Source organism: Amycolatopsis sp. NPDC114484 (genome assembly GCF_055633755.1).
The window spans coordinates 14,464-27,522 of the sequence record NZ_JBVKDQ010000010.1; the positions used below are offsets into that span (position 1 = coordinate 14,464).

Genomic DNA, 13,059 nt, shown 5'->3' on the forward strand with positions numbered 1-13,059 from the left:
GGTTTCGGTTCCCCCGGTCCATGCGGACCGGGGGTGCGCCCCCGCCGCCGGCATGGCGGCGACGCGGTGGTGCGACCGGTGCGGCGCGGCGGGATGGGAGTCCTCGCCGGGGTGGCGCCGGGCGCATTCGACGGATTCGCGCGGCCTGATCCATCGTCGCCGTGAGGGCAAAACTGCCGTCCCGGCGGCCGGAAAACCCGTGCTGTGCCGTGGTTCTCTTTGTGATCTTCGTCTTCTGCCCACGAGATCCCCGGTGTGCCGCGGCTCTCTCGCCGGGAACGGGTGCCGCCGGTTCGCGCTTGAGCGCGCCGGTTCGGTCCTCGCGGCTTCGCTAGTCCTCGACTGGTCCACGCGGTGGGATCCGCCGGGCGCGCGGCGTGGGCCGGTGCCCGCGCGTCGGCGCAGGCCGTAGGGTGACCGCACCCATCGTCCCGTCCGAGCAGGAGCCGTTCTTGCCTCGCACCGTCGTTCCGCCCGCTGTGCGGACGTTGCCCGTTCTGGCCATTGTGGTCTGTCACGACGGCGAGGAATGGCTGCCGCTGGCGCTTTCCGCGTTGCGGCGCAGCACAGTCCGCCCGCGGCACGTGCTCGCCGTGGACACCGGATCTACCGACCGTACCCCGAAACTGCTCGCCGACGCAGCGCAGCCGGGCGCGGCCGCCGAGGAACCCGTGCTGTCCGGAGTTGTCACTCTGCCGAGTGAAACCGGGTTCGCGGAAGCGGTCGCCGCGGCCGTCGCGCACGCGGTGGAACGGTGGGGCGACCCGGGAACCTGGCTGTGGGTGCTGCACGACGACTGCGCTCCCGAACCCGACTGCCTCGACCAGCTCGTCCGCGCCGCGGAGGAAAACCCGTCCGCGAAGGTGCTCGGCCCGCTCGGCACCGACTGGACCGATCCGCGGCTGATCGTCGAGGCCGGGCTGTCCACCGACGCCTCCGGGCACCGGCAGCAGATGGCCGCGCCGGACGGCGAACCCACCGAGGTCCTCGCCGTCCCGAGCGCCGGATCGTTGGTGCAGCGGGAACTCTGGGACGCCCTCGACGGCTACGACGAGGACTTCTCGTTGCTGCGCGAGGATCTCGACTTCGGCTGGCGCGCCAACGCGGCCGGCTCGCTCGTGCTTTCGGTGCCCTCGGCACGCGTCCGGCACGCCCGCGCGCTGTCCACCGGACAACGCGCCCCGGATGCCGCCGGTCGTTCGCTCGCCGCCCTCAACCGTGCGCACGGCCTGCGCGTCTTTCTGGTCAACTGCTCGACCCCGTCGTTCTGGTTCGGGCTCGTCCGGCTGCCGATCATGCTGGTGCTGCGCGCGTTCGTGTTCTTCGTGCTGCGGCGCACCACCGAAGCGGGCGCGGAACTGGCCGCGCTCGGATACCTGTGCGGGGGCAAGGGAAATCTCCGCGCGGCCCGTGCGCGGCGGCGCGACCAGCCGCGGCCGGGCACCGTCCGCGGGCTCTTCACGAGCCGGATCACGAGGCTGCGCAACGCAATCAGCGCCGGGGTGGTTGGACTCGTCCGGCGCGGGGTACAGAGCGATGTAGCACTCGGAACGGTCCCGGAGAGCGTCGAGCAGGAATCCGCGTGGATTCCGCCGGAGGCGCTCGCCGCGTCCGGCGCGCGTCCAGTCGGACCGGACGCGTTGCCCGCCGGTGCGCTGCGCGGGCTGAGCACTCGCGGCCGGGGCCTGCGTCGGCCGGGCACGGTCGTCGCGGTCACGCTGCCCGAAGCGCCGGTGTCCGAAGAGGACACTGAACCGGTCGAGGAGACAGCGGCCCACCCGTCGCCCTCGCCCCGTCCGGAACCGGCCGCACCGGAGCCGGATCTGGTGTTCGTGGAGGTCAACCGGCGACGCGTGCTCGCCGCGACCGTCTTCGCTCCGCCGGTGGTGCTGGTCGTTCTGCTCACCGCGCTGGCTTTGGTGCTCAACCGCGGGCGGCTCGGCCTCGACCTGTGGGGCGGGCAGCTGCTGCCGGTCGGCGGGCTCGGCGAGATCTGGTCGACGTACCTGTCGCCGTGGCACTCGATCGCCGGCGGCACCGGTGCGCCCGCTCCCGCGACGCTGCCGGTGCTGGGGACGATCGGCGCGATCTTCGCCCCGATCGGCGGTCCGGCCGCGCTCGTGGCGATCCTGCTCATCGGCGACATCCCGCTCGCCGCGCTCAGCGCCTACGTCGCCACTCGCAAACTCGCTGTGCGCCGTTGGGTTCGCGCCGCTGTTGCTGCCACGTACGCCTTGCTGCCTGCCGCTACCGCGTCGGTCGCGCAAGGGCGGCTCGATGTGGTTGTGGTGCATCTCGTGCTGCCGCTGGTGGTCGCGGGCATCGTCCGGTTGCTGACTCGGCCGGGCACGCGATGGCTGCACGTCTCGGCGTTGTCGGCGTTCGGTGTCGCGCTGCTTGGGGCGTTCTCGCCGCTCGCGCATGGGCTCGCGCTGGTGGGTCTGCTGGTCGGGTTCGTGGTGCTCCCCGCGCCGTCCGGGCTGGCTCGGCGGGTGGCGTCGGTCGGGATCGTGGTGTTGTTGCCGCTGGTCCTGCTGCTGCCGTGGCCGACGGTGTTGTTGCGGCATCCGGAACTGCTGCTGCAAGGTCTCGGCGGTCCGGCCGCTCCGGCGTCCGCTACCGATCTCGCTGGTCTCACTCCGGGCGGGCCGGGTGCGTGGCCGATCGGGGTCGTCGTGCTCGCGGCGACGCTTGTCGCGCTTGTGGTTCGGCCGCGGAAGCAGGTCGTCGGCGGGCTGGCGCTGGCCGTGCTGGGGCTGATCGGGGTGGTCCTGGTTCGGCAGGTGCAGTTGACGCCGATGCAGGGCGGTGCGCCCGCGTCGGGGTATGCCGGGGTGCCGTTGCTCGTTGTCGGGGCTGGGCTGTTGTGGGCGGTGCTGGCTACCTGGCAGCGCGGTGGGGCGGTGATGCCCGCGGTGTGGTTGCCGAAGGTGCTGGCGGTGGCTGGGGTTGTGGTGGTGGCCGCGTTGGCTGCCGGTGCGGTCGCTACTGGTTCGGAGGGGCCGTTGACGGCGTCGGCGCGGCCGCAGCTTGCGCCTGAGGTGGCTGCGGATGTCGCTGCGACGGGGCGGTCGGTGCTTGACGTCAGCGCCGGGCAGGTGCGGCAGACCGGGGGGCGGTTGGCTCTCTTTGGGGACGATGAGCTTGCGCCGGTTAAGGGGACGCCGGAGCGGCTAGCTGAGTGGCGGCGGGGGCTCGGGCAGGGGGATGTCGCGGCGCTGAAGCGGGTGTTCGCGGCTGCCGCGGCGTCTGGGGTGCAGTACGTCGTGTTGCCGGTGGGGACGGATGCGCGGGCTTTTGCTGCGGCGGCTAGTGATCTTGCCGCGGTGGCTGCGCCGATGTCGGATGGGCGGCCTACGTTGCGGTTGCTGCCTAAGGCTGGGGTGGTGGCGTTGATCTCGCCGGAGTTGGCTAAGCAGGCCGTTACCGGTGGGGGCGCGCCGGGGACAAATCCGGGGATTTCGCCGGTTGCCGCGCGGTTGCCGGAGGTGCGGGTGCGGGCGTCGGAGGGGCCCACTGGGCGGTTGCTGGTGCTGGCGGCTGAGCAGGAGGCTGGGTGGCAGGCGAGTGTCAACGGGAAGGCCGTGCCGATTGTGCCTGCTTGGGGGCATCAGGTCGCCGTGTCGGTTCCGGCGCGGTCTTCGGAGGTGTCGGTGACGTTTCCGGGGACTGAGCGGGGGTTGTTGCTTTTGGTTCAGTTGGCGGCGGTGTTGTTTACGGCGTTGACGGCTATTCCTTCTCGGAAGCGGGTGGGGTGAGGGGGGCGGCTCGTCGCCTGGCGGCGACATTGCGCCTCGTTGTTGCGTGGGGCACCCCGAAGCCGATTGTGCAGGGAGGCTTCGTATCGGGGTGCAGGGCGGGGGCTGGCCGCCTGGATGCGTGGGTGAGTCAGTCGCCTTCGATGACGTCTGGTTCTACGCCTAGGTAGCCTGCGACTTGCTCTACTAGCACGTCGTGTACTAGGTCTGCCAGTTCTGAGGGGTCTTTTGCGCGTGCTTCCAGTGGGCGTCGGTACAGGACGATTCGGGCGCGGGTGGGTAGTCCTGTGCGGTCTACTCCGGCTGGGACCAGGCGCGATAGCGGTACTGCTCCGTCGTGCAGTACTCCGTCTGCGGGGGCTCGGCCGTCCAACCTGACTTCGGGTACGTCGTCTACCGCTACGTCCAGTTTCGTCAGTTCGTGGCGCCAGCGGGCTTCGATTGGCTCCAGGGCGTCCAGCACTAGTGCGTCGAAGCGCTCCGCGCGGCTCGCCGCCGCGGGCAGGGACGCTGGATAGAGCGTCCCGCGCAGGCCCCGGCCGTGCCGGTCCCTTCGCATTCGCTGCCGTTGTCGGTAGTCACGAGCCGTCGCCACCGTCCAAGTCTATGCGGTCGCCAGGACAACGCGCGTGTCGCCGGTACTTCGCTTGCGGCGACGCGCTATCGTTTCGGATCGTGCGGAGCGTACGGAAATGTTCGCGAACGGGTTGCCTCGAACCCGCTGTCGCCACGCTCACGTATGCCTACCAGGACTCGACCGCGGTCGTCGGGCCGCTGGCCACCGCTTCCGAACCGCATTCCTACGACCTGTGCGAGGCCCACGCGCTGCGGCTGACCGTCCCGAAGGGCTGGGAAGTCGTCCGCCACGAGGGGGCCTTCGCCGCTCCGGAGCAGTCCGCCGACGAGCTGACCGCGCTGGCCGAGGCGGTGCGCGAGGCCGGTCGCTCCGACGTCCCGGCGGCGCAGCCCGAGCCGGAAGGCCCCTCCGGCAGGCGCGGCCATCTGCGCGTCCTCCCCGGGCGCGCCTGAGCTGTCCTCCCGCCCGGTAGGCTTTCGCCCGCGGCGCGACTGGCGTCGCCACGGAACTAGCGGCGGGGAGAAGGCGTGCCAGACCTTTCGGGCATCGTGAAGGCCTACGACATTCGCGGCGTGGTCGGCGAACAGCTGGACGCCGCCCTCGTCCGGGACTTCGGGGCCGCGTTCGCGCTGCTCATCAAGCCCGAGGCGCCGGCCGTGGTGATCGGCCACGACATGCGCGACTCGTCGCCCGGCCTGGCCGAGGCGTTCGCCGACGGGGTCACCTCGCAGGGTCTCGACGTGGTGTCGATCGGTCTGGCCAGCACTGACCAGCTCTACTTCGCCTCCGGTTCGCTCAACCTGCCCGGCGCGATGTTCACCGCCAGCCACAACCCCGCGAAGTACAACGGCATCAAGATGTGCCGCGCCGGAGCCTCCCCGGTCGGGCAGGACACCGGCCTCGCCGAGATCCGCGACACCGTCGAGCAGGGCGTTCCCGCCTTCGACGGCCAGCGCGGCACCGTCTCCGAGCGCGACGTCCTCAGCGACTACGCCGCTTACCTGCGCAATCTCGTCGACCTCTCCGGCTCGCGGCCGCTCAAGGTCGTCGTCGACGCAGGCAACGGCATGGGCGGGCACACCGTCCCGACCGTGTTCGACGGGCTGCCGATCGACGTCGTGCCGATGTACTTCGAGCTCGACGGCACCTTCCCGAACCACGAGGCCAACCCGCTCGACCCGGCCAACATCGTGGACCTGCAGGCCAAGGTGCGCGAGGTCGGCGCGGACGCCGGGCTGGCGTTCGACGGCGACGCGGACCGCTGTTTCGTCGTGGACGAGCGCGGCGAGCCGGTGTCGCCGAGCGCGATCACCGCGCTGGTCGCGGTGCGCGAGCTGGCGAAGGAGCCGGGCGGCACGGTCATCCACAACCTGATCACGTCCAAGGGCGTGCCGGAGATCGTGTCCGAGCACGGCGGCAAGCCGGTGCGCACGCGGGTCGGGCACTCCTTCATCAAGGCCGAGATGGCCCGTACCGGGGCGATTTTCGGCGGCGAGCACTCCGCGCACTACTACTTCCGCGACTTCTGGCGCGCCGACACCGGCATGCTGGCCGCGCTGCACGTCCTCGCCGCGCTCGGCGAGCAGAGCGGGACGCTGTCCGCGCTCACCCAGGACTTCTCGCGCTACGCGGCGTCCGGCGAGATCAACTCGACGGTCGGCGACCAGGTCGCGCGGATGCTCGCGGTGAAGGACGCGTACGCGGGCAAGTCCGGCGTCGAGATCGACGAGCTGGACGGGCTCACCGTGCAGCTGCCCGGCGGCGCGTGGTTCAACCTGCGCCCCTCCAACACCGAACCGCTGCTGCGGCTCAACGTGGAGGCCGCCGACCGGGCCGCGGTCGAAGCGCTCACCGCCGAGGTGCTCGCCATTGTCCGGGCCTGACCCGCTGGCGCCGGATTGTGTCCGGAACGCGCCCTCAACACCCCAACGACGCGTGGTATGGAGGAACTATGGCCATCACGCTTGACGCACAGCTGCTGGAGATCCTCGCGTGCCCGTCGCCGGATCACGCGCCGCTGCGTCCCGGCACGCCGGACGACGCCGAGGCTGACGCGCTGACCTGCACGGAATGCGGCCGGGTGTACCCGGTGCGCGACGGGATCCCGGTCCTGCTGCTCGACGAGGCGACCCTGCCCGGCTCGGCCGCCGACCACGGCGACAGTGCTTGACCATGCTTGACGATTCCCTGCTCGACGACTCCGCGCGGCTGGCCGATGCCGACCGCGCGGGGTTGCTGCGCGCTGCCGCGATGGCGGGCGCGCAGGTGCGGGCCACCGCCGAGGCGGCGGCCGAACTGGAGCTGAGCGAACGGCTGGACGTCGGGCGTCCGCGTTCGCTCGTGCTCATCGACCGGCCAGGGGTGAGCCGCACGCTCACCCGGCTGCTGGCCGCGCTGCTCACCCCGTCGTGCCCGGTGCCGGTCGTGGTGGCCGAAGCGGTCCCGGCCTGGATCGGCGCACTGGACGTGGTGTTCGCGCACACCGACGACGCGGGCGACCGCGAGCTGGCCGCTTCGCTGGAGCGCGCCGCCCGGTTCGGCGCGTCGGTGGTGCTGTCCGCGCCGGCGGAGGGGCCGGTCGCGGCGGCGGTGGCGGGCAAGGGCGTGCTGCTCGCGCCGCGCGTTCCGGTGCCGCCGGAGCTGGCGTTCCCGCGCGGGCTGGCCGCCGGGCTGCTCACCGCGAACGCACTCGGCCTGCTGGTCGCGGACGTGCAGGCGCTCGCTGACCAGCTCGACCTCGAAGCGGAGAAGGACTACCTGGCGCGCGAGTCGTTCGCCAATCCGGCGAAGGCGCTCGCGCTGCGGGTCGCGGACCGGGTGCCGCTGCTGTGGGGGCTCGACCCGGTCGCGGTGGCGGTCGGCGAGCACGCGGCGCACGCGTTCGCCGCGCACGCCGCGCTGGTGTGCGACGTCGAGGACTACCGGCAGGCGCTGGCTCGCCCGGCTTTGCGCCGGGTCGCACAATCAGGCGGTGTGGAGCGAGACATTTTCGCCGATCCGGACGACTCTCCTGGTGGAGTCCCGACGCGGGTGCTGCTGCTGTCGGTGCGGACCGGTCCGGCCACCGAGGCGGCCCGGTACCAAGCCGAGGAGTTCCTGCCGGGCGCGGACCTGATCGCGCCCGCCGAGGAGATCGAGGCCGACGAGATCGTCCGCGCCGCGGTGCTGGCGCTGCGGTTCGAGCTGGCCGCGGTGTACCTGGGGCTGGCGGCGGGCAGCATCGGCGGGGCCGGAAGATACGAACCGGCCTCCGCCTGAGGGAGCAGGGGGGAACGCGGGCAGGCGGTTCCGCCGCCGCGTGCGTCGGCCCAGTGCCGACGGGAAGGATTGGGAGTTGACAGTGGAGCTGTTGCGCAACGCCGTACGGCCCTACGCCTGGGGATCGCGAACGGCCATCCCGCAGCTGCAGGGCCGTCCGGTGCCGGCGCCGCACCCCGAAGCCGAGCTGTGGATGGGAGCGCACCCGGGGGACCCGTCGCACGTGCTCGGCCCGGACGGAGCCGAACTGAGCCTGCTCGAACTCGTCGACGCCGATCCGGTCGGCCAGCTAGGCGAGGACTGCGCGCGGCGCTGGGGCAACCGGTTGCCGTTCCTGCTGAAGATCCTCGCCGCGGAAGAACCGCTGTCGATGCAGGCGCACCCGTCGGCGGCGCAGGCCGCGGAGGGCCACGCCCGCGAAGAGAAGCTAGGCATCCCGCGCGACGCCGCGAACCGCAACTATCCGGACCCGACGGCTAAGCCGGAGCTGGTCTGCGCGCTGACGGAGTTCCACGCACTGGCCGGATTCCGCGACCCGCACCGCACGGTCAAGCTGCTGAAGGCGATCGAGACGCCCGGGCTGGGCAAGTACACCGGCCTGCTGGAAGCCCAGCCGGACCCGGCCGGTCTGCGGGCCCTGTTCACCACCTGGATCACGCTGCCGCAGTCCTCGCTGGACGAATTGCTGCCGGAGGTGCTCGACGCCTGCGTCCGGCACGTCCAGGACCACGGCGAGTTCGCGACCGAATGCCGCACGATCCTGGAACTGGGCGAGGCACACCCGCGCGACGCTGGAGTGCTGGCCGCGCTGCTGCTCAACCGCCTGACCCTGCGCGCCGGCGAGGCCATCTACCTGCCCGCCGGGAACCTGCACCTGTACCTGCACGGCACCGCGGTGGAGATCCTGGCGAACTCGGACAACATCCTGCGCTGCGGGCTCACCCCGAAGCACGTGGACGTGCCCGAACTGCTGCGCGTGGTCGATTTCGCGTGCGGGGAAATGCCGGTGCAGCACGGAGAATGCGCCGGACAGCGAATGGCGGTGTACCACACGGACGCCCCGGAGTTCGAACTGTCGCGCATGGAATGGGCGGCTGGCGACGACGCCGAGCTGGAGGTCGACTCGGCTGGGCCGCAGATCCTGCTGTGCACTGAGGGGGATCTTCTGGTGCTCGCCTCGGACGGGGAGCAGGTGGAGCTGCAGCGGGGGCAGTCGGTGTGGCTGCCCGCGGCCGACCCGGCGGTACGGGTGCGGCCGATGGGCGGAGTGCGGTCGCAGCTGTTCCGGGCTACTGCTGGGGCTTGCGAACTGTGAGCTGACCAGCCGATTGGCTGGTCTGGGCTGCGAAGAAGCGGCAAAGCGCACAGGCGTTGGCGAGAGTGAATGTCTGTGTCAGACAGTGCGGAGCTGCCGGTGAAGTCGCGTGCTTCGGCGGCGTGAACGGTTTCACGAGGGCAGCCGCGGAGGACGACCTGCGGTTCGCCGGCGGGCGGTGCCTGCTTTGCTGCTCAGACCCCCTGCCCCGCACACAAATGTCAGGCCCGGCGCTTCCCGCCGCCAAGGCTCCTCTAGGCTCCCACCGGGCAATTCGGGCGCGGAGCAGGGAGCGGGAAGTGTCAGCTGGCGGGGGAACCAAGGCGATCATCGCGGCGCTCGCCGCCAACGCCGGGATCGCGGTGGCGAAGTTCGTCGGCTTCCTGGTCACCGGGTCGTCGTCGATGCTGGCGGAGGCGGTGCACTCGCTGGCCGACACGTCGAACCAGGGGTTGCTGCTGCTCGGGCAGAAGACCTCCAAACGGCGCGCCACCCGGGAGCATCCGTTCGGCTTCGGCCGGGAGCGGTACTTCTACTCGTTCATCGTCGCGCTCATGCTCTTCACGCTCGGCGCGGCGTTCGCGCTGTACGAGGGCATTCACAAGATCATCGAGCCGCAGCCGCTGGACACGCCGGTCGTCGCGGTGGTCATTCTGGTCGTCGCGATCTGTCTCGAGGGCTACAGCTTCCTCACCGCGATGGGCGAATCGCGCAAGATCAAGGGCAACGTGAGCTGGTGGCGGTTCATCCGCCAGGCCAAGGAACCCGAGTTGCCGGTCGTGCTGCTGGAGGACTCCGGCGCGCTGCTCGGCCTCGTGTTCGCGTTGCTCGGCGTCGGGCTGTCGGTGCTGACCGGCAACCCCGTTTTCGACGGCATCGGCACGGTCTTCATCGGCGCGTTGCTCGGCGTCATCGCGGTCATCTTGATCATCGAGATGAAGAGCCTGCTGATCGGCGAGGGCGCGACCGAGACCGATCTCGCGACCATCGTGGACGAACTGGCCGCGGGCAAGGTCGAGCGGGTCATCCACATCCGCACCCAGTACCTCGGCCCGGACGAACTGCTCGTCGCCGCGAAGCTCGCCCTCGTGCCCGGCCTCGACACCGCCGCGATCGCCGGTGCGATCGACGACGCCGAGGCCCGCGTGCGCGCGAAGGTCCCCGTCGCGACGCTGATCTACCTGGAACCCGACCTCGACCGCGAACCGCGCTGACTGTCCGGACAGCTGGCGCCCAACTGACAGGCTAGGGTGGCGCCCGGTCCCCACGAAGGTCACCGCAGGAGGTCAAAGTTGCCCGGCACTGGGTTGTGGCGCACCAAATCAATCGAGCAGTCCATTTCGGACACCGATGAACCGGAGACGAAACTCCGCAGGAACCTGAGCGCCTGGGACCTCACGGTCTTCGGCGTCGCGGTGGTCATCGGCGCCGGCATCTTCACGCTCACCGCGCGCACGGCGGGCGACTTCGCCGGGCCGTCGGTCTCCGTCGCGTTCGTGATCGCGGCGATCGCGTGTGCGCTCGCCGCGTTGTGCTACGCCGAATTCGCTTCCACCGTGCCGGTCGCGGGCAGCGCGTACACGTTCTCCTACGCCACTTTCGGCGAGTTCATGGCGTGGATCATCGGCTGGGACCTGATCCTGGAGCTGGCCGTCGGCGCCGCCGCGGTCGCCAAGGGCTGGTCGTCCTATCTGCAGACGGTGCTGGAGTACATCTTCGGCAAGGGCACCAAAACGTCGATCGATCTCGGCGGCGGCTTCGGCATCGACTGGGGCGCGTTCATCGTCGTCGCGGCGCTGGTGACGCTGCTGGTGCTGGGCACGAAGCTGTCGTCGCGGTTCTCGATGGTGATCACCGGCATCAAGGTCGCCGTCGTGCTGTTCGTGGTCATCCTCGGCATCTTCTACATCAAGTCCAGCAACTACACGCCGTTCGTCCCCGAGGGCAAGCCCGCCGGGTCCGGGTCGAGCGGCGTCGACCAGTCGCTGTTCTCGCTCATCGCGGGCGGCGGCAGCAGCTCGTTCGGCATCTTCGGCCTGCTGGCCGGCGCGTCGATCGTGTTCTTCGCGTTCATCGGGTTCGACATCGTCGCGACCACCGCCGAGGAGACCCGCAACCCGCAGAAGGCCGTGCCGCGCGGCATTTTCGGCTCGCTGGCGATCGTGACCGTCCTGTACGTCGCGGTGTCGCTCGTGGTCGTCGGCATGGTGCCCTACACCGACCTGTCGACCTCGGCGGGCGACGGCAGCCACAAGACGCTCGCCACCGCGTTCTCCGCGAACGGCGTCGACTGGGCCGCGAACATCATCTCCGTCGGCGCGCTGGCCGGCCTGACCACCGTCGTCATGGTCCTGATGCTCGGCCAGGTGCGGATCATCTTCGCGATGTCCCGCGATGGCCTCATGCCGCGTTCGCTGGCCAAGACGAGCGACCGCGGCACGCCGAAGCGCGCGACGATCGTGGTCGGCGCGCTGGTCGCGGCGGGCGCGACGTTCTTCCCGGCCGACAAGCTCGAGGAAATGGTCAACGTCGGCACGCTGTTCGCGTTCATCCTCGTGTCCGCGGGCGTGCTGGTGCTGCGCAAGTCGCGCCCGGACCTGACGCGCGCGTTCCGGGTGCCCGCCGTGTGGGTCATCGCGCCGCTGGCGATCCTGGCCTGCCTGTGGCTGATGCTGAACCTGACCGTGCTGACCTGGCTGCGGTTCGTCGTCTGGATGGTGATCGGCGTGGTCATCTACTTCGCCTACAGCCGGCGGCATTCGCTGCTCGGGAAGCGCCAGTCGGGCGTCGAGCAGGGCGGTGCGGTGGCCGATCCCGCGCCGCCGGTCGCCGACTGACCTGTTTTGGCTGCTCAACGGCCCGTCGCCCACAGTGGGCGACGGGCCGTTTCGCGTGCGCGGTCACGGACGCGCAACTCGCGGATTTCGGTTCGGGCGGCGACTCGAACCCAGGGTGATCGGGCAACTGCGGGTGCGATACTCTCCGCGTCGTCTCCCTCTGACGGGTTAATCACTAGCGGGTAATTCGCGCGAACAGTGGTCGGGGTTCCTACGGAGGGTCGTGGTTTTCGCATGTGCTGTCCCCCGTTCGGATTTTCCTTCGAGGAGTAACTCCATGCCCATCCCCACCAAACTTCGCGCCGGATTCGCCGTTGCCGCGGTCGCCGGGCTCGCCCTTCTGGGCACCGCGACGTCCGCGCTCGCCTGCACCACGGGCGACGACCGCGGGCACCCGGTTCCGGGTACGAAGATCACTGATTGCAGCAAGGTCGAGGGGGTCAGCGGCAGCAAGCTCGACCAGGGCGATGTGAAGTTCACCGGCGGCGTCGGCGAGAAGACGCTGACGATCACGGAGGCCGCTGAGGGGGTCACGGTCGAGGCGATCGTGGTCGTGGGTGGAGACGACGGGCACTCGGTCTATGTGCCTGGGTCGAAGAAGCTGCCGAAGGTGGCGCCTTGGAAGGATCTTGTCGCGCCGCATAACTACGACGGGTCGCAGCCTAAGATCGACCGGTGGTTCGCTTGCGGGGTGAAGACCGCGCCGACCAAGCCGCCGGTTTCCGAGACGCCTACTTCGCCTTCCAAGCCTACTTCCAGTGCGCCTACCGCTGCGCCGACTTCGGCTCCGTCCAGTGCTTCTTCTGCCGCTCCGACTACGACCAGTGCTCCGGCCGCGGTTCCCGCGGGGAATCAGAACGGGACTGGTGGCGGGTTGGCTAACACTGGGTTCGACAACGCGTGGCTGTTTTGGATTGCCGGGGTGTTGATCGTGGGCGGTGGCGCGTTGCTGGTGCTGCTGAAGTTGCGTCGTCGCGGGACTAACTGATTGTTGGGGGCTGCTCGTCGCCTGGCGGCGACGTTGCACCTCGTTTGTGAGAGGGCACCCCGAAGCTGATTGTGATGACGGGCGGCGGGTGCTTGTCAAGGCGGGAAAGATGCCTTGACAAGCACCCGCCGTCCGCGTTTTTGGCTTCGTATCGGGGTGCGGGGGGGTGTGGCTGCGCTGGGTTAGTTGGGTGCGCGGGTTGCGGTTGGGGAGTGGGCGCGCGTGGCTTGGGTGGGTGGTGAGTGGGGTGCGCGGGCTGCGGTTTGGGGGTGGGTGCGCGTGGCTTGGGTAGGTGGTGAGTTGGGGTGCGCGGGGTTGCGATTTGG

At 70.3% G+C, this 13,059-nt stretch carries 10 protein-coding genes; 9 read left to right on the forward strand and 1 reads right to left on the reverse strand.

Annotation, left to right across the window (positions count from 1 at the left end; all coding sequences use genetic code 11):
• Positions 1-452 precede the first annotated feature (452 nt).
• Entirely contained in the window at positions 453-3,758 is a 3,306-nt protein-coding gene (locus tag ACZ7SW_RS23930; RefSeq protein WP_470232854.1) for a glycosyltransferase, read from the forward strand.
• A 130-nt stretch (positions 3,759-3,888) separates the two neighbouring features.
• On the opposite strand, the gene ACZ7SW_RS23935 is transcribed toward ACZ7SW_RS23930, so the two are convergent.
• Positions 3,889-4,317, reverse strand: coding sequence for a metallopeptidase family protein (locus tag ACZ7SW_RS23935; protein WP_116206535.1), 429 nt, complete (start codon positions 4,315-4,317; stop codon positions 3,889-3,891).
• Between the two features lie 116 nt (positions 4,318-4,433).
• Between ACZ7SW_RS23935 and ACZ7SW_RS23940 the strand changes: the two genes are divergently transcribed.
• The 8 genes from ACZ7SW_RS23940 to ACZ7SW_RS23975 all read left to right on the forward strand — a co-directional run bounded on the left by ACZ7SW_RS23940 (position 4,434) and on the right by ACZ7SW_RS23975 (position 12,733).
• A complete protein-coding gene (locus tag ACZ7SW_RS23940; RefSeq protein WP_116206536.1) occupies positions 4,434-4,787 on the forward strand; it encodes a DUF3499 domain-containing protein in 354 nt (117 codons plus the stop codon).
• A gap of 75 nt (positions 4,788-4,862) precedes the next feature.
• On the forward strand, positions 4,863-6,218 hold the full coding sequence (locus tag ACZ7SW_RS23945; RefSeq protein ID WP_470232629.1) for a phosphomannomutase/phosphoglucomutase: 1,356 nt from the start codon (positions 4,863-4,865) through the stop codon (positions 6,216-6,218).
• A 68-nt stretch (positions 6,219-6,286) separates the two neighbouring features.
• Positions 6,287-6,505, forward strand: coding sequence for a Trm112 family protein (locus ACZ7SW_RS23950; protein WP_037816616.1), 219 nt, complete (start codon positions 6,287-6,289; stop codon positions 6,503-6,505).
• A gap of 2 nt (positions 6,506-6,507) precedes the next feature.
• Positions 6,508-7,593: a hypothetical protein gene (locus ACZ7SW_RS23955; protein WP_470232630.1), complete on the forward strand. Its 1,086-nt coding sequence runs from the start codon at positions 6,508-6,510 to the stop codon at positions 7,591-7,593.
• An 82-nt stretch (positions 7,594-7,675) separates the two neighbouring features.
• Positions 7,676-8,908, forward strand: coding sequence for a mannose-6-phosphate isomerase, class I (manA, locus tag ACZ7SW_RS23960; RefSeq protein WP_470232855.1), 1,233 nt, complete (start codon positions 7,676-7,678; stop codon positions 8,906-8,908).
• Between the two features lie 299 nt (positions 8,909-9,207).
• A complete protein-coding gene (locus ACZ7SW_RS23965) occupies positions 9,208-10,122 on the forward strand; it encodes a cation diffusion facilitator family transporter (RefSeq protein WP_470232631.1) in 915 nt (304 codons plus the stop codon).
• 78 nt (positions 10,123-10,200) lie between these two features.
• Positions 10,201-11,745 (forward strand): amino acid permease, encoded by a 1,545-nt coding sequence (locus ACZ7SW_RS23970; protein ID WP_470232632.1) that lies wholly within the window; start codon positions 10,201-10,203, stop codon positions 11,743-11,745.
• Between the two features lie 277 nt (positions 11,746-12,022).
• Positions 12,023-12,733 carry an LPXTG cell wall anchor domain-containing protein gene (locus ACZ7SW_RS23975; protein WP_470232633.1) on the forward strand — a complete coding sequence of 237 codons (711 nt, stop codon included), beginning with the start codon at positions 12,023-12,025 and terminating at the stop codon, positions 12,731-12,733.
• Positions 12,734-13,059 lie beyond the last annotated feature (326 nt).